Source organism: Micromonospora sp. DSM 43699 (assembly GCF_055517075.1).
This window is the reverse complement of the sequence record NZ_JBTMMT010000006.1, coordinates 1-15,582: the sequence shown is the minus strand read 5'-3', so window position 1 is coordinate 15,582 and position 15,582 is coordinate 1. Positions and strand designations below refer to the sequence as shown.

The 15,582-nt window shown below is 73.5% G+C and carries 18 protein-coding genes; 14 read left to right on the top strand and 4 right to left on the bottom strand.

All coding sequences use genetic code 11. From position 1 onward, the window contains the following. Positions 1–4: 4 nt before the first annotated feature. From fdxA to AC0AIB_RS04980, 7 genes are read left to right on the top strand one after another with little or no spacing between them, the layout of a single operon-like run. Complete coding sequence (gene fdxA / locus AC0AIB_RS05010; protein WP_328348078.1) at positions 5–316, top strand: ferredoxin; 312 nt, start codon at positions 5–7, stop codon at positions 314–316. Further along, positions 316–1,296 carry an NAD(P)/FAD-dependent oxidoreductase gene (locus AC0AIB_RS05005; RefSeq protein WP_328348077.1) on the top strand — a complete coding sequence of 327 codons (981 nt, stop codon included), beginning with the start codon at positions 316–318 and terminating at the stop codon, positions 1,294–1,296. Before fdxA ends, AC0AIB_RS05005 begins: the two co-directional genes overlap by 1 nt. Next, a complete protein-coding gene (locus AC0AIB_RS05000; protein WP_328348075.1) occupies positions 1,293–2,213 on the top strand; it encodes a fumarylacetoacetate hydrolase family protein in 921 nt (306 codons plus the stop codon). The genes AC0AIB_RS05005 and AC0AIB_RS05000 overlap by 4 nt, the downstream gene beginning before the upstream one ends. After that, positions 2,210–3,376: a hypothetical protein gene (locus AC0AIB_RS04995; RefSeq protein ID WP_328348073.1), complete on the top strand. Its 1,167-nt coding sequence runs from the start codon at positions 2,210–2,212 to the stop codon at positions 3,374–3,376. The genes AC0AIB_RS05000 and AC0AIB_RS04995 overlap by 4 nt, the downstream gene beginning before the upstream one ends. Before the next feature lie 7 nt (positions 3,377–3,383). Continuing rightward, positions 3,384–4,226, top strand: a complete 843-nt coding sequence (locus tag AC0AIB_RS04990) for an aldolase/citrate lyase family protein (protein ID WP_328348071.1) — start codon at positions 3,384–3,386, stop codon at positions 4,224–4,226. A 16-nt stretch (positions 4,227–4,242) separates the two neighbouring features. After that, on the top strand, positions 4,243–4,617 hold the full coding sequence (locus AC0AIB_RS04985; protein ID WP_208570005.1) for a cupin domain-containing protein: 375 nt from the start codon (positions 4,243–4,245) through the stop codon (positions 4,615–4,617). 5 nt (positions 4,618–4,622) lie between these two features. Next, positions 4,623–5,519 (top strand): ribokinase, encoded by an 897-nt coding sequence (locus tag AC0AIB_RS04980; protein ID WP_465096109.1) that lies wholly within the window; start codon positions 4,623–4,625, stop codon positions 5,517–5,519. Positions 5,520–5,830: 311 nt separating this feature from the next. On the opposite strand, the gene AC0AIB_RS04975 is transcribed toward AC0AIB_RS04980, so the two are convergent. After that, a complete protein-coding gene (locus tag AC0AIB_RS04975) occupies positions 5,831–6,940 on the bottom strand; it encodes an acetamidase/formamidase family protein (RefSeq protein ID WP_328348066.1) in 1,110 nt (369 codons plus the stop codon). 310 nt (positions 6,941–7,250) lie between these two features. Between AC0AIB_RS04975 and AC0AIB_RS04970 the strand changes: the two genes are divergently transcribed. The 6 genes from AC0AIB_RS04970 to AC0AIB_RS04945 all read left to right on the top strand — a co-directional run bounded on the left by AC0AIB_RS04970 (position 7,251) and on the right by AC0AIB_RS04945 (position 10,997). Further along, complete coding sequence (locus tag AC0AIB_RS04970; RefSeq protein WP_328348064.1) at positions 7,251–8,624, top strand: aromatic ring-hydroxylating oxygenase subunit alpha; 1,374 nt, start codon at positions 7,251–7,253, stop codon at positions 8,622–8,624. A 5-nt stretch (positions 8,625–8,629) separates the two neighbouring features. Beyond that, positions 8,630–9,157, top strand: a complete 528-nt coding sequence (locus AC0AIB_RS04965) for an aromatic-ring-hydroxylating dioxygenase subunit beta (RefSeq protein WP_091243992.1) — start codon at positions 8,630–8,632, stop codon at positions 9,155–9,157. Positions 9,158–9,168: 11 nt separating this feature from the next. Then, positions 9,169–9,498: a Dabb family protein gene (locus tag AC0AIB_RS04960; protein ID WP_328348060.1), complete on the top strand. Its 330-nt coding sequence runs from the start codon at positions 9,169–9,171 to the stop codon at positions 9,496–9,498. Continuing rightward, positions 9,495–10,388: a VOC family protein gene (locus AC0AIB_RS04955; RefSeq protein ID WP_328348058.1), complete on the top strand. Its 894-nt coding sequence runs from the start codon at positions 9,495–9,497 to the stop codon at positions 10,386–10,388. The genes AC0AIB_RS04960 and AC0AIB_RS04955 overlap by 4 nt, the downstream gene beginning before the upstream one ends. 197 nt (positions 10,389–10,585) lie before the next feature. After that, positions 10,586–10,837 (top strand): MerR family transcriptional regulator, encoded by a 252-nt coding sequence (locus AC0AIB_RS04950; protein ID WP_328348054.1) that lies wholly within the window; start codon positions 10,586–10,588, stop codon positions 10,835–10,837. A 4-nt stretch (positions 10,838–10,841) separates the two neighbouring features. Continuing rightward, entirely contained in the window at positions 10,842–10,997 is a 156-nt protein-coding gene (locus AC0AIB_RS04945) for a hypothetical protein (RefSeq protein ID WP_328348052.1), read from the top strand. A 22-nt stretch (positions 10,998–11,019) separates the two neighbouring features. Here the strand turns inward: AC0AIB_RS04945 and AC0AIB_RS04940 are convergent, their stop codons facing one another. From AC0AIB_RS04940 to AC0AIB_RS04930, 3 genes are all read right to left on the bottom strand, one after another. Continuing rightward, complete coding sequence (locus AC0AIB_RS04940) at positions 11,020–11,907, bottom strand: hypothetical protein (protein ID WP_328348050.1); 888 nt, start codon at positions 11,905–11,907, stop codon at positions 11,020–11,022. Next, positions 11,904–13,091 carry a WxL protein peptidoglycan domain-containing protein gene (locus AC0AIB_RS04935; protein ID WP_465096107.1) on the bottom strand — a complete coding sequence of 396 codons (1,188 nt, stop codon included), beginning with the start codon at positions 13,089–13,091 and terminating at the stop codon, positions 11,904–11,906. Before AC0AIB_RS04935 ends, AC0AIB_RS04940 begins: the two co-directional genes overlap by 4 nt. Positions 13,092–13,159: 68 nt before the next feature. Beyond that, positions 13,160–14,668, bottom strand: a complete 1,509-nt coding sequence (locus tag AC0AIB_RS04930) for an HtaA domain-containing protein (RefSeq protein ID WP_328348046.1) — start codon at positions 14,666–14,668, stop codon at positions 13,160–13,162. Positions 14,669–14,863: 195 nt separating this feature from the next. On the opposite strand from AC0AIB_RS04930, the gene AC0AIB_RS04925 reads away from it, so the two are divergent. Next, a partial coding sequence (locus tag AC0AIB_RS04925) for a hypothetical protein (RefSeq protein ID WP_465096106.1) occupies positions 14,864–15,582 on the top strand: 719 nt, incomplete at its 3' end.

The window sequence follows — 15,582 nt, the reverse complement described above, 5'->3', positions numbered from 1 at the left end:
ACCGATGACCTACGTGGTCACCGACGAATGTGTGGACGTACAGGATCGGTCCTGCGTCGAGGAATGCCCGGTGGACTGCATCTACGAGGGCGACCGGATGATGTACATCAACCCCGACGAGTGCGTCGACTGCGGGCGCTGCGAGCCGGTCTGCCCGGTCACCTCGATCTTCCACTTCGACGACCTGCCCGCCGACCGGGCCCGCTTCGGCCCGATCAACGCGGAGTTCTTCACCGAGATCGGCACCCCGGGCGGCGCCCGCAAGATCGGCCGGGTCGGCCACGACCACCCGGCCGTCGCGGAAAGCGCCGGCTGATGGCCGAGCGGCACGAGGTCGACCTCGCGATCATCGGCGCCGGCCCGGCCGGCCTCTACGCCACCTACTACGCCGGTTTCCGCGGGATGAGCGTGGCGGTGATCGACTCGCTGCCCGAGGCCGGCGGGCAGATCGCCGCCCTCTACCCCGAGAAGGCGATCTACGACATCGCCGGGCTGCCCGCCGTCCGGGGCCAGGAACTCGTCGACGCCCTGCTCACCCAGGCCGCCACCGCCAAGCCGACGTTCCTGCTCGGGGAGAGCGCCGTCGAGCTGACCTGCGCCGAGGACCACGTGCTGATCGGCACCGACACCGGCACCCAGGTCCGGGCGGCGGCGGTGCTGCTCACCGCCGGCATCGGCACCTTCACCCCCCGGGAGCTGCCGGTCGGCAGCGACTACCTCGGCCGGGGCCTGCGCTACTTCGTCCCCCGGCTGGAGGAACTCGCCGGGCAGGAGGTCGTGGTGGTCGGCGGCGGCGACTCCGCGGTCGACTGGGCGCTGGCCCTGGAGCCGTACGCCCGCAGCGTCACCCTGGTGCACCGCCGGCCGCAGTTCCGCGCCCACGAACGCAGCGTCACCCAGCTGCACGACTCGACAGTGCGGGTGCTCACCCCCTACGAGGTCTGCGGGATCGACGGGGAGCACACCGTCGACGCGGTGCACCTCGCCGAGGTGCGTGGCGAGGGCCGGGAGACGCTGCCCGCCCAGGCGGTGGTGGCCGCGCTCGGCTTCATCGCCGACCTCAGCGCGATGGAACGCTGGGGCCTGGAGATGCGTCGCCGCTACGTCGCGGTGGACCGGTCGATGCGGACCAACCTGCCCCGGGTCTTCGCCGCCGGCGACATCACCGACTACGACGGCAAGGTACGCCTGATCTCGGTCGGCTTCGGCGAGGCCGCCGCCGCCGTCAACAACCTGGCCCCGCTGGTCAACCCGGCGCTCGGCACCGTTCCCGGGCACTCCTCGGACGCGGCATGACCGCCCCGACGCCCACCGGCCCGCACCTGGTCGCCACCCCGTACGGGCTGGGCCGGATCACCGGCGACGACGTCGAACTGCTCGACCTGCCGTACCCGGACGTGGCCGCCCTGCTGCGCGCCGGCCTCGGGCTCACCCCGGCCGCCGAGGCCCGGGTCCGTCGCCGGCTGCCGCTGGAGACCCTGGTCGGTGACCTGCGTGCGCCCCTGGCCGGCACCCGGGCGGTGTGGGGGGTCGGGCTGAACTACCACTGCAAGGCCCGGACCACCGGCCGCGCCCTGCCCACCCAACCGGTGCTCTATCTGAAGTCGCCAGGCGCCGGCTCCGGCCCGGGGGACACCGTGCCGCTGCCCGAATCGGTCAGCAACCAGCCCGACTACGAGGGGGAGGTCGCCCTGGTCGTCGGCGCGCGGATGCACCACACGCCGGTCGCGCGGGTCTGGGACCACCTCGCCGCCGTCACCGCGGCCAACGACCTGACCGCCCGGGACGTGATGGTCGCCACGGGCAGCCCCACCCTGGCCAAGAGCTTCCCCGGCTTCGGTGCCCTGGGCGCGTCCGTGCTCGGCCTGGGCGCGGTCGCCGACCGCGACGCCATCGGCGTGCGCACCACGGTCAACGGCGAGCTGCGCCAGCAGGCCAGCACCGCCGACCTGATCTTCCCGGTGCCCGACCTGCTCGCCTGGATCTCCCGGTACGTCGTGCTGGAACCCGGTGACGTGGTGCTCACCGGCACCCCGACCGGCACCGGCCAGGACCGGGGCTGCTTCCTGCGCCCCGGTGACCTGGTGGAGGTCACCGTCGCCGGGGTGCTGCCCCTGCGTACCCGGTTCTCCGCCGAGAGTCCGGACCACCCCGCGCCGGCCGCCGTCAGCGCGTCGACCCACTCGCTTCGCACAGAGAGCCCGATGTCATGAGTGAGAATTCCGACCGGTACGACCTGGTGCTCGCCGGTGGCCAGGTGTTCGACGGCGAGACCGGGGCCAGCCGGGTCGCCGACGTCGCGGTGACCGGCGACCGGGTGGCCCGGATCGCGCCCGGCCTCGCCGCCGACGCCGCCCAGGTGGTCGACTGCACCGGCCAGTACGTGCTGCCCGGCCTGGTGGAGGCGCACACCCACATCTTCGCCGAGGTCTCCAAGGTGGGTGCCCCGCCGGACGAGGCGCACCTGCACCGGGGCGTCGTCGCCGCCTGCGACGCCGGCACGGTCGGCGCGTCCACCTTCGCCGCGTTCGAGCGGTACGTCGCCGAGCCGGCCCGGATGCGGCTGGTGAACTTCCTCAACGTCTCGGTCCTCGGCCTGATCGACTTCCGGTTCGGTGAGCTGATCAACCCGGACACGCTGGTCCCCGAGGACGCCCTGGCGGTGGCCGAGGCGAACCCGCACCGGGTCCGTGGTTTCAAGATCCGGCTCTCCGAGGACGTCGTCGGGCTGGACTGGCGTCCGCTGCTCAAGCGGTCGCTGGCGCTCGCCGCCGAGGCGGGCCTGCCGCTCATGATCCACATCGGTGAGACGCCGGAGCCGCTGCCGGTGATCCTGCCGCTGCTGCGCCCCGGCGACGTGGTGGCGCACTGCTACACCGGCAAGCCGTACGGCATCCTCAACGACGGCGCCGTGCTGCCCGAGGTCTACGCCGCCCGCGAGCGCGGGGTGCTGTTCGAGTCCGCCCACGGCAAGAGCAACCTCAGCTTCGACGTCGCCCGGCCGGCGATCGCCCAGGGCTTCCTGCCCGACGTGGTCACCTCCGACACCAGCGCCCGCAACTGGCGCGGCCCGGTCTTCGACCTGGTCACCAGCATGGCCAAGCTGCGGGCGATGGGGATGACCCTGGAGCAGTTGGTGCCCCGGGTGACGTCCGCGTCGGCCCGGCTGACCGGCCTGGACGCCGAGGGCTACGGCACCCTGGTCGAGGGCGGCCCGGCGCACGTCACAGTGCTGGCCGAGGCCGAGGAGGCGGTGCTGCCCGACGCCGCCGGCAACAAGATCACCGCGCCCCGGCTGGAGCCGAGCCTGGTGCTGCTCGCCGGCGAGCAGGTGCCGACCGTGCCGTGGCGCGGCCTGCCCGCCACCGGCGCGTGACCCGCTGATGTCCGCCGAGTCGCAGCCGGGGCGTGCAGCGCCGACGTCCGTCGAGTCGCCGCCGCCCACCGGCGTGCACGCCGCCCGCGCCCGGCTGCGGGCGGCGTTGCGCGGCGGCGGGCAGCTCGTCGGCACCTTCGTCAAGCTGCCCGGGGCCGACGTGATCGCCCTGGCCGCCCGCTCCGGCCTCGACTTCGTCGTGATCGACCTGGAGCACTCCGGCCTGGACGAGCGGACCGCCACCGACCAGCTCCGGCTCGCCGCACTGGCCGGCCTGCCGGCGCTGGTCCGGGTGCCGGCCGTCGACCCCGGCCAGGTCAACCGGCTGCTGGAGGCCGGGGCCGCCGGGGTCCAGCTCTCCACCGTCCGCCGCCGCGCCGACGTCGAGGCGCTGCGCGCGGCCAGCCGGTACGCCCCACACGGGCGGCGCAGCATCAGCCTGGCGCACCCGTCGGCAGGGTACGGCGTCGACGGCCTCGACAGGTACCTGGCGGCGGAGGCCGAACACCCGCCCGTACTGGTGGCCCAGATCGAGACGGCGACCACCGACGACCCGCTGCCCGCCCTGCTGACCGGGGTGGACGTCGGCTTCGTCGGCACCACCGACCTGGCGGTGAGCCTGGGCCTGTCGACCACCGACGACCAGGGGCCACTGCTGCGGCGCACCTGTGACGTCGCCGACGCGGCGCGTGTCACCGGGACCGCCCTCGGCGGCTGGGTCGCCGACCGCTCCGCCGCGGCGCTGGACCGGTGCGGCCTGACCGACGCGCGGTACCTCGTCGTCGGCTCGGACCTGCACCTGCTCGGCACCGGCCTGCGTCGGCTCGCCACACCTGCCCGACCCGCCTGAGAAGGGACGCGTTCACATGCTCAATCCGCAGCTGTACGGCATCTCGGTCAACTGGGACGACATCCCGGCCACCGAGGTCCGTCCCGGGGTGCGCCGCAAGGTGTACGCCACCGACGAGGTCCTCTTCGCCTGGCACGAACTCGCCGTCGGGATGGACCTCAACCCGCACCACCACGACGACTTCGACCAGCTGGTGCTGATCCTCGGCGGCCGGTGCAACTACTACGTCGACGGCGTACCGCACCCGATGGGGCCGGGTTCGCTGCTGCTGGTGCCGCGCGGCGCGGAGCACTACATCGAACCGACCGAGGGCCCGTGCATCAACGTGGACGTCTTCGCCCCGCCCCGGGCGGACTTCCTGCCGCACGCCTGGCGTCCCGGGCAGGGCTGACCGGGATGACCGACATCGTGGTGGTGGGCAGCCTCAACGTGGACGTGGTGGTGCCGCTGCACGAGCTGCCCGCCCCCGGCCAGACCGTGCTCGGCGCGGCCGACCACCGGCGGGCCGGCGGCGGCAAGGGCGCCAACCAGGCGGTCGCCGTCGCCCGGCTGGGTCGCCGGGTGGCGATGGTGGGCGCGGTCGGCATCGACGCCGACGGGGACTGGCTGCTCGGGCTGATCGCCGCCGAGGGGGTGGTCACCGACGCGGTGCTGCGCGCCCCCCGGCCGACCGGGCAGGCGATCGTGCTGGTCACCGCCGACGGCGACAGCACCATCGCGGTGAGCTCGGGGGCCAACATGTGGCTCGCGCCCGAGCATCTCGCCCCCCTGCGTGACCTGCTCGGGTCGGCGCGGGCGGTCCTGCTGCAGCAGGAGGTCGACGCCACGGTGGTGGCCGAGGCGGTACGGCTGGCGGAGGGCCTGGTGGTGCTCAATCCCGCCCCGGCCCGCCCGGTCGACCCGGCGACCCTGGCCCGGGTCGACGTGCTGGTGCCCAACCGGGGTGAGCTGGCCGCCCTGGCCGGCGTCCCGGTCCCAGTCGGGACCGACGGGTTGGCCGCGCTGGCCCGTTCGCTGGGCACCCGGGGGCCGGTGGTGGTGACCCTCGGCGGCGACGGCGCGCTGGTGGTGACCACCGACCGGCAGTGGCTGGTGCCGGCCGAGCAGGTCGACGCGGTGGACGCCACAGGTGCCGGGGACACCTTCTGCGCCGCCCTGGCCGACGCGCTGCTCGACGGCGCGGCGATCGACGAGGCGGCCCGCTGGGCGAGCCGGGCGGCGGCGGTCACCGTCACCCGACCGGGGGCGATGGCCGCCGCACCCCGCCGCGCCGAGGTCTCCACCACTGCCTGAGCTGTCCGTCGCCGGGCTCGGCCCCTGGGCCGGGCCGGTCGTCCGGGCGTTTCCCGTCGCAGTCCGACGTTCGCGTCCGCTGCGTCCGGTCCTGCCGCCTGTCGTGCTACTCGCGGCGACGGAGCGGCCCGGCTCCGGCCGGCTGCGTCCGCCGCCCCCGGTCTGTCCCGGCCGGGGGCGGGCGGCGTGGCCGTGGGTGGGGTGACGGCTCGGGTGCCGCCCCGCGCACCGCAGTGGAGGCGCGCCGTCGGCCGACCTTCCCGGTCCCGGCCCGCGCACCGCAGTGCAGTGCCACGGGCCGGGAAGCACAGTCAGAAGTGGGCCGGGAAGTCGGCCTTGCGGATCAGGCAGTGGATGCCCTTCACCCCGTCGACGACCTGGCTGACCTCGAAGTCGGCGGCGGCGCTGAGATAGGCCAGGGCAGTCTGCGGGGGCATCCCCTGGGTGCTGACGAGGAAGCCCACGGCGGCCCGGACGGCCCGGCGCATCGCCTCGTCGAGGTCGCCGTGCAGGCCGACCGGGAGCCAGTGGGTGTCGGTCTCGCCGAAGGGACCGTCGACGTCGCCGAGCAGCCGGCCCGCCTGCGCCCGGGGGACGACCGACAGCCGCAGGGTGGCCCGCAGCGGTGCCTCCAGGGCGGTCAGCGCCACCTCGCCGTCGCCCTGGGCGTAGTGCGGGTCACCGGCGTAGAAGCCCGCCCCGGGCAGTTGCACCGGCAGGTAGAGGGTCGAGCCGACCTGGAGTTCGTTGATGTCGAGGTTGCCGCCGAACGCACCGGGCGGCACCGAGTGGACCGGGTCGTCGGTGTCCACGGCGACGCCCATCAGGCCGAGGAAGGGGGCCAGCGGGAAGCGGGCGGCCCGACCGTCGCCGTACGGCAGGGTGCCGCACAGCCGGCCGCCGTGCTGGACCACCTCGGTGAAGTGGCTGACCGTGCCGTACTCCCGGGGGCCGTCGCCGTCCGGGCCGGAGTCGGGCGGGGTGAGCGGGTACTCGCCGGGCAGCGCGCCGTAGCCGTGCCGGCTGCTGATGAAGCCGTACGGGGCGCGGACGAGCAGGTCGACGACCTCGACCCGGAGCAGGTCGCCGGGCTCGGCCCCGGCCACCGCGATCGGGCCGGTGACCACGTGCGGGCCGTCGGCGTCGTAGTCGTGGGCGACGTCCGAGGCGGCCAGGTCGCGGGCGTCGGTGAGCACCTGGTCGCTGGCGACGTCGAACTGCTTGAGGTAACCGACGGGGTCGCGGCCCTGGTCCTCCAGGATTCCCTCGTGGCTGAGCGTGTCGATGGTCACGGTCTCGCCGGAGCGGACCCGCAGCACGGGCTCGTGCCGCCGGTTCGGCAGCCGGCCCCACAGGCAGGTCTCCGGGGTGCTGGGCAGGTAGTGGGTTCCACCGATCGGGCCATCGTGCGGCTGGAGCATGACATCCTCCGGAAGGGGTGACACCGGCTGGCGGTGCGACGGGACGGCGCTGCCCGGTGCGGGGTGGCCGGCGGCCGGCGACGGGGTGCGCGGGCCGCGTCCGAGGGCCGGTGATCGCGGTGGGGCGGATCAGCCGAGCGGGTCGGATGCTGGGCATCGTGGTCCGCGAACCCGCCGGTACGTGTTGCATTCGTATTAACAGCGAGTAACCCGGTGCCGGAGTCTGCCCTGCTCTTGACAGTTGCCATGGCTGAGTAGCAGCATCGTGTGGCGAGATGCTGTCTCGCATGACGTAGAAGGCGGTGAGGTGATGGCGCAGCAGACGCCGGTACGTCCGCTCGGTGCAGCCGGCGCGATGATCGACGAGGACTGGGAGGCGCTGCGGTTCCGGGTGCACCGCTCGGCGTACCGCGATCCGGAGGTCTTCCGGACCGAGGTCGACCGGATCTGGAATCACACCTGGCTCTATCTCGGCCACGAGACCGAGATTCCGAAGGCGGGGGACTTCAAGACCCGTACCCTCGGCGGTCGACCGCTGATCTTCTGCCGGGACGCCGACGGCCAGGTGCGGGCCTTCTTCAACGCCTGCACCCACCGGGGCACCGTGCTGTGCCGGCACAGCGAGGGCAACACCAAGTTCTTCCAGTGCTTCTACCACGCCTGGGCATTCAGCAACTCGGGTGAGCTGGCCGCGCTGCCCGGCGACGACGCGTACCCCGACGACCCGGCCTTCCGGGCCTCGATGGCGCTGCGGCAGGTGCCTCGGCTCCAGATCCACGAGGGTTTCGTCTTCGTCGCCTTCGACCCGGACGTGCCGGACCTGCTGACCCACCTCGGCCCGGCCGCGCACTACATGTCGCTGACCGCCAAGATCGGCGAGCACGGCATGACCACCCTGCCGGGCGTGCAGCTCTACAGCGTGAAGGGCAACTGGAAGCTGGCCGTCGAGAACGCGATGGACGGCTACCACTTCGCCCCCACCCACAACACCTTCGTCGGCTACCTGCGCGAGACCGGCTTCGCCGTCACCGACGACGACCAGTACGCCTACGACCTCGGCGGTGGCCACGGGCTGCTGGTGCTCACCGGGCACAACGGCCGGATCGGGATGGTCTGGGAACCCCGCTTCGGCGACGAGGAGAAGGCCCGCACCGTCACCAAGCGCCGCGAGCTGGAGGCCCGCCTCGGCCCCGAACTCGCCGCCGAGGTGGCCGACGCCAGCCGGATCCTGTTCGTCTTCCCCAACCTGCTGCTGTTCGACCTGGAGGCGCTGACCATCCGGCAGCTCGAACCCGTCGCCGCCGACCGCACCGACGTGCGGGCCTGGCAGTTCGTCGAGGTCGGCGAGCCGGAGTCGGTCCGCGCGCTGCGGATCAAGACGATGGTCAGCTTCGTCGGGCCGGGCGGCCTGGCCACCCCCGACGACATCGAGGCGTACGAGGCGGTGCAGCGCGGCATCACGGCGACCGCCGACGCGGTCGACCCCGCGCACGACTGGAGCGACATGTCGCGGGGCATGGCCAACGAGAAGCAGGGCAACCAGGGGCGCTCGATCGACGAGGGCGCGATGCGCAGCTTCTGGCGGCGCTGGGCCGAGGTGGTCGGGGCGGGCACCAGCGTGGCCGGCGACCCACCGGCCGGTACGCCCGCCGCCGGACCCACCTCGGGTGGAGCGGGCAGGTGAGCGCGATGTCAACGACTGTCGGTAGCCCCAGGGGAGTGGTCAAGGTGGAGTCGCGTGAGGTGACCCGGGCCGAGGTGGAGGACTTCCTCTACCGGGAGGCCCAACTGCTCGACGAGTGGCGGCTCGACGAGTGGCTCACCCTGATCGAGCCGGGCGGCCGGCTGGAGGTGCCGACCACCGACTGGGCCGGCTGGGACGCCACCACCGCCGGATACTTCGTCGCCGACGACTACGAGCTGATCCAGGCCCGGGTCAAGCGGCTCAAGAGCCGCAAGGCGCACGCCGAGAACCCGCACTCGCGTACCCACCGGATGATCTCCAACGTGCTGCTGCTGGAGGCCGGCGCGGAGACCGTCTGGATCAGCGCCAACTTCCTCATCCACCGCTACCGTGACGGCGGCGCCTACACCTACGTCGGCCGCTACGAGCACGTGCTCAAGGTCGACCCGGACGGGCTGCGGTTCCGGCTGCGCCGGGCCGTCCCGGTGATGGAGTCGATGGACCCCGGCGCCCGACTCAGCTTCATCCTCTGAGCCGGCCCGCCATGATCACTCACATCCTGGTCTTCCGGTTCCGCGACGACCTGCCGCCCGGCGCGGCCGAGTCCGTCCTGGCCGAGCTGGAGACCTTTCCGAGCCGCTATCCCGCGATGCGCAACTGGCGCAGCGGGGTCAACGTCAGCACCCGGGACACCAGCATGACCCACGGCTTCGTCGTGGAGTTCCCCACCGAGCAGGACCTGCTCGACTACCTGCACAGCGACTCGCACGAGCTGTTCGTCCGGGAACGCTGGCGGCCGGTCATCGAGCGTCAGGCCATCGTCAGTCTCCCCACCGCCGGGGACGCCCAGCCCATCGAGAGGGGTCACAGATGACCACCGAGGCCACCGCCCGCCGCCGTGGGCCGTACGGCATGGAGTACGCCCGGATCGAGGTGCCCGACCTGGCCGCCTCCATCGAGTTCCTTCAGTACCACGTGGGGCTGCAACTGGAGCAGCACGACGACGAGTACGCGTTCCTCCGCGCCGACCTGGAACACCACAGCATCGAGCTGGTCGCCGCGCCGCAGCGCACCGAGTCGTGGACCACCGCGGTCGGCTTCAGCGTCGAGAACGACGCCGTCCTCGACGACCTGCGCGAGCGGGTGACCGCGGCCGGGCACGAGGTGTTCGAGCTGGCCGACCGGGTCAAGGGCCTGGTCCAGCGGGGCTTCGCCGTCCGCGACCCCAACGGGCTGATCGTCGAGCTGTTCACCGAGTTCCAGGAGTACGCCGAGCCGCCGCTGATCGAGCTGCGCCCGCTGGACCTGGTGCACCCCTTCCTGGCCACCGACAAGTACGACGAGACGCTGGCCTTCTACACCAAGGTGCTCGGCTTCCAGGAGTCCGACCACGTCGGCGACGTCACGGTCTTCCTGCGCAGCGAGGACCGCTACCACCACAGCCTGGCGATCCAGCGCAACAACGAGTTCTACGTCGCGCACCTGTGCTTCATGATGAAGAGCTTCGACCATGTGATGCGCGGCCGGGCGCGGGCCCAGTACAAGCAGATCCCGATCGCCTCCGACCTGGTCAACCACTCGGCCTCGACGTCGATCGCCTTCTACATGCACGACACCCGGCACGGGCCGCGCTACGAGCTGTGCGACAGGCACCGGGTGTTCACCCCCGAGGAGCACGAGACCCACCGGGCCCGCCGGATGGCGGTGGACCCGCGCAACATCGACGTGTGGCGTCCGGCCGCCGACGACTGGGCGCGTTTCTGACCCGCGCCCGATCGGGGCCGGTCGGCGGGGCTGTCGTACCCGCCGGGCCGGTAGGGCGTATGGGAGCGGGGTGGCCCAGTCAGGGGGCCACCCCGCCTTCGTGCCCGCAGCGTCCCGAGCCGGCGCGCGGGCGATGACTTGACGTTGACATCAGTGTCAGGGTCCTAGCATCGCCAGGTGCGGAAGGACCACGTGACATGCGGATCGGAGAACTCGCGCGCCGGTGCGGCGTCAGCCCCCGTTCCGTGCGGTACTACGAGCAACAGCGCCTGATCACCGCCCGTCGTGCCGCCAACGGCTACCGGGAGTACGACGAGTTGGCGGCGGTCAGGGTGCGGAACATCCACGAACTGCTGGAATCCGGCCTGACCATCGAGGACATCCGGCTCTCGATCGACAAGGGCTTCCTCGACCAGCCGGTGAGCACCCTCCCCAGGTGCCCCGGGTGACGCCATGCTCCGGGCGGCGCGGGACGCCGAGCGGATCGGCCTGGATTACGTCCTGATGGCCAACCACGTGCTGGAGAACCCGCACGGCACCGGCTTCGACCCGGTGGTCCTGCTGTCGTGGGGTGGCGTCCCGTCGCCTCAGGGCAGCGGGACGACGTAGCCGTCCACCTGGCCGCAAGCAACTACTTGTCAATGTGTCGCACCGGAGCAGTGCCGGGGTGCGGGCGTCGTGCCGGCCTGGCGAGCAGCAGCGCGACCGTGAGGACGGCGGCGGCGACCGGCAGTCCCCAGGGTCGCCGGGCCGCCGACACGGTGAACGCGAGCGGCCGACCGGGCACCGCGATCCGACCGTCCACCTCGTACCGGCCGAACGGGGCCGCGCCGGTGGGCACCGGGACGTGGTACTCCCGGGTCTGCCCCGCGGCGATGGTGCCCACCGCCGGGGCGGCCACGATGGTCCGCGCCCGGCCGGGTGGCCCGACGGTCAGCTGGAACGCGGGGTCGGTGATCTCCTGCGGGCCGGGGTTGTGCACGGTGATCCGTACCGCGAGTTCGCCCGGCAGGCCGAACCACCCGCGCGGTCCGGACCGGTCGACGGCACGCAACGCCACCAGGGCCAACTCGGGCGGGACGGTCGGCGTGGCGGCCGGGGCGGTCACCCCGGCCAGCGTCAGGTCGGCGACGGCGGTGGCCGTGCCGGTCGGCGTCCGGACCCGCAGCACGCACGGGCAGGCCACCGGCGGGGCGGCCAACAGCACCGGCAGGGTGGCCCGGCCGGACGGCGGCACCTGACCGTGGGTGGCGTCCCCGGTCGCGCAGTCGAGCGCTCCGCGTCGGGCGGCGTTGCCGCACACCTCGGCCTGCACGGTGCCGGCGGGCCAGCCGTCGAGGCCGACGAGCACCCGTTGCCCGACCCGCAGCGCTCCGGCGGGCAGGGTGACGCCGGGACCGGCGGCTGCCGCCCGACCGCTGCCGCCCTCCGCGGCGCTGTCGGGGGCGACTGCCCCGGGGGCCGGCGTCAGGACGGCGGCCACGGCCAGCAGGACGACGGCGCGGACCGGTCGGGTCATGAGGCGTCGGGGCGTCGGGCGTCGGGGCGCGGGGTGACACCCGGAACCGGTCCGGTGGCCGCACCGCCCGACGCGGCGGCGGCGGCCGGTTGCGGTGCGGCCGGGGCGTCGGCAGGGCCGGGGGCGGGCGGTTGCCCGGCGGTGGTGGCCTCGGCGGGGCCCGGGGTGGCCACCCGGCCGGCGGCCGGCGCGTCCCGCCGTCGCCACCACCGCAGCCCGCCCCCACCGGCCGCGACGGCGAGCAGGGCCAGTAGCAGCCAGGGCGGGGCCCAGATCCCGGCGGTGCGGACCACAGGCGGTAGCGCGGTGTCCGTGCTGGTGGCCGCGATGTCGACCTCGGCGGTCAGGCGCAGCAGCGGGGGCACGCCGGTGATCCGCTCGGTGACGGTGAAGGTGGCCCCGGGGAGCAGTTCCGGCAGGTCGGTGGGGAAGGTGCGGGCCTGTTCCCACCCGAAGGGCGCGTCGACGGTCACCGTGCCGCTGCCGCCGAGCCGGACGTTGCCGTCGTTGCGCAGCCGGTAGCGGACCACCACGTCGCCACCGGCGAACGGGTTGACCGGGTTGTCGTACGAGACGTCGACCGCCTCGACGGTGACGGCGGGCCGGACCGGGCCGGTGACCCGTAGGTAGACCCGGGCGGCGAGCCGCTGGTCGACCAGGACCCGCTGGCCGTCGGCGGTGGTCCGGACCCGGGCCACCGCGCCGATCACCCCGCCGGTGTGGTCACCCGGGGTGGCGTCGGCCGGCACGGTGAGCCGGAACGGGATGTCGACCCGCTTGCCCGCCGGGATCGTCCACTCGCGCCGGTCGACGCGGATCCAGGAGCCCACGTCGGTGGCCCGCCGGTCGGCCGGCAGCAGGGCGAACGCGCCGTCGGTGGAGCTGTACGCGTCGGTGCCGTACACGTCGAAGGTGAGCGGGCGGTCGCCGAGGTTGGTGATGCCGACGTGGTCGGTCAGGGTGCTGCCCGGAGCCACGTCGTAGATGAAGTAGTTGCGCCCGGTCGGGCCCTTGGCACTGGACGGCTGGACGGCCCAGCGGGCCGCGCCGGTCTCCCCGACGCCGGCTGCCGGGCCGGGGGACGGGGTGGGCGCGGCGGGGGCCGGCGCGGGCAGGGCTGTCGCCACGAGCAGTGCGGCGGCGAGGGCGGCGCTCGTCCGGGACAGGGCGGTACGCAGGGACATTCCGGGCTCCGGGGAGTGGTCGGCCGGTGGGACGGGTGGCGAACCCGTCCCACCGGTGTGGTGCCGAATCAGGAGAGGGTGAGGGTCAGCACCGCGCTGTAGTCGCCCGCCGGGGCGGACGCCGGGACCCCGAGGCGGAGCTGGGCGCCGCAGGTGAAGGTGCCGTTGCTCGCGCCGGTGGCCGACGTGCACAGCGCACGCGCCGTACCCAGGCCGGCACCGGGCGCGGCGGTCGCGCCCGGGGTGACCACGCCGGGGGTGCCGGCGAGACCGTCGGTGCCGACGGTGGCGCTCGGCACCCAACCCAGGTTGTCCCCGGCGATGGTGCCGCCGGTGGCCGAGGCGAAGTCGGAGACCTGCCCGACCAGACTCCAGCCGGCGTTGGTGCCGCGCAGGTCGGCCACCGTGGCGGCGTTGAGTGCCCCGCTGGTGACCTGCCCGTTGCTGACCGCCGGCAGGGCGACCGTGGAGCCGGCCACGCCGAGGGTCAGCGCCCCACCGGTGACGGTGGTGGTGATCTGCTGGTCGGCGTCCCCGCCACCGGTCGGCGTACGGCTGAACGTCACCGGGGTGAAGGTGTCCTGGCTCCGGTCGGCCGCGCCACGGGCGGCGAAGGTGATCACGTAGCACTGCACCGCCGTGCAGTCGACCTTCGCACCGGTGCGGTCGGTGTAGACCGCGCTGACCGGCAGGGTGGTGCGGAACGTGCCGTCGGCGTCGAGCCGGTCGCGGGCCTCGGTCGGCTCGTTCGTCTTGTTGACCCACTTGGTGACCTGGAGGACACCGGCGTTCGTCCAGTGCTCGTCGACCTTGGGGCCGAAGGAGACGTAGATCCCCGCCGCCCCGTTGGCCTCCGGGTCGAAGCCGCTGCCGGTGACCGTGATCGTCGCCCCGGCCGGGTCCAGCCCGGTGGCCGGGGTGACGCCGACCGCCGGGCCGGCCGGCCCGCTGCCGCCACCTGTGGAGAAGGTGAAGGACAGCGGGTCGAGCGCGGAGCCGGCGGAGTAGAAGCCGTTGAACGCCGAGGCGCCCTCGGCGGTCAGGGTCGCCGCCAGGTCGGTCGCGGTCACCGTGCCGCCGCTGCCACCGGGGTTGCCGTCGGTGACGGCGATGGTGGCGATGGTGGCCTGGCGGACCGAGACCGGCTCGGCGGCCGTGGTGAGCAGGTCGACGTCCGCCGTGACGGCGGCGGTGCCACCGGTGACGACGATCGTCGGGTTGGCCAACGAGATGGTGAAGAAGTGCGCCGGGTACGAGAAGACGATCTTCCCGCCGTACGCGGCGTCGAAGGTGCCGGTGTCGGCGTCGTGCGTGCCGCCCTTCGCGGGGAAGGTGAAGGTGCCGTCGCTGTTGATGCTGGCGCCCTCGCTGGCCGCGATCGGCGGGTTGCCGTTGCCGGTGTTCAGGTAGGCGCGGAACGACGCCTTGAAACCCCAGGTCAGGCTGCCGGAGCGGATTTCCGTCCCGGCGGCCTGGGCGGGGCTGACCCCGATGAGTGCGGCCGACGCGCCGAGCAGGGCGACCGCCGCCCACCGCGCCGACCGCCACCGACCGCTACCGGTTCTGGATCTGACCATGCTGCTCCCTCTCTCGTGCCCAATACGGACAGTGGTTAAGGTTAGGCAAACCTAACTATCGAAGTACAGTGGGCGACGGGTTGAAGATCTTGACCCAAAGAACCCCTTGTGAACTGCGAATCTCTGGCTTAGGTTAGGCAAACCTTAGCTACGGTCGGTGTGTCAGCCGGCCCGATCAGTCATGTGGGGAGCCTGATGCGAGCACTGCGTCGCGCCATCCTGACCGTCACCCTGATTACTGTCGGTATCGGTGTGCTGCCGACGCCGGCCCAGGCCGGCACCGGTCGGGGCGCCGCCGGGCAGACCCTCACCGTCACCCCCAGCGCCGGAGTGGGCCGCAGCGGTACGAAGGTGACCGTCGTCGGCAGCGGGTACGACGTCACCAAGGGCATCTACGTCGCCTTCTGCGTGGACAACGGGGCCGGCGTAGCCCCCAGCCCGTGCGGCGGCGGAGCCGACACCACAGGCAGCACCGGCGCCTCGCACTGGATCTCCTCCGACCCACCCTCCTATGGGGAGGGCCTGGCCGTGCCGTACGGCGACGGCGGTGCGTTCCGGGTCAGCCTCACCGTCGGCACCCGCATCGGTGAGGTGGACTGCACCGTCCGCCGGTGCGTGGTCGCCTCCCGGACCGACCACACCCGCACCGCCGACCGCTCCCAGGACGTCCGGGTGCCGATCACCTTCGCCGCCGCAGCCACTCCGGCGCGTACCGCCGCTGCCGCCCCGGCGACCACCGGTGGCAGCGGCAGCACCGGTCGGACCACCCCACCGGCGGCCGCACCGACCGGCGGGGGTGCCGTGCCCACCGGCGCGGGTCCGGCGTCGGCCGTCGTCGGCCCCACCGGGAGCGTCCCCGCCGGGGCCGACGGCCGGACCGACCAGACGGGCCAGGTGGACCAGGCGCAGGTGAC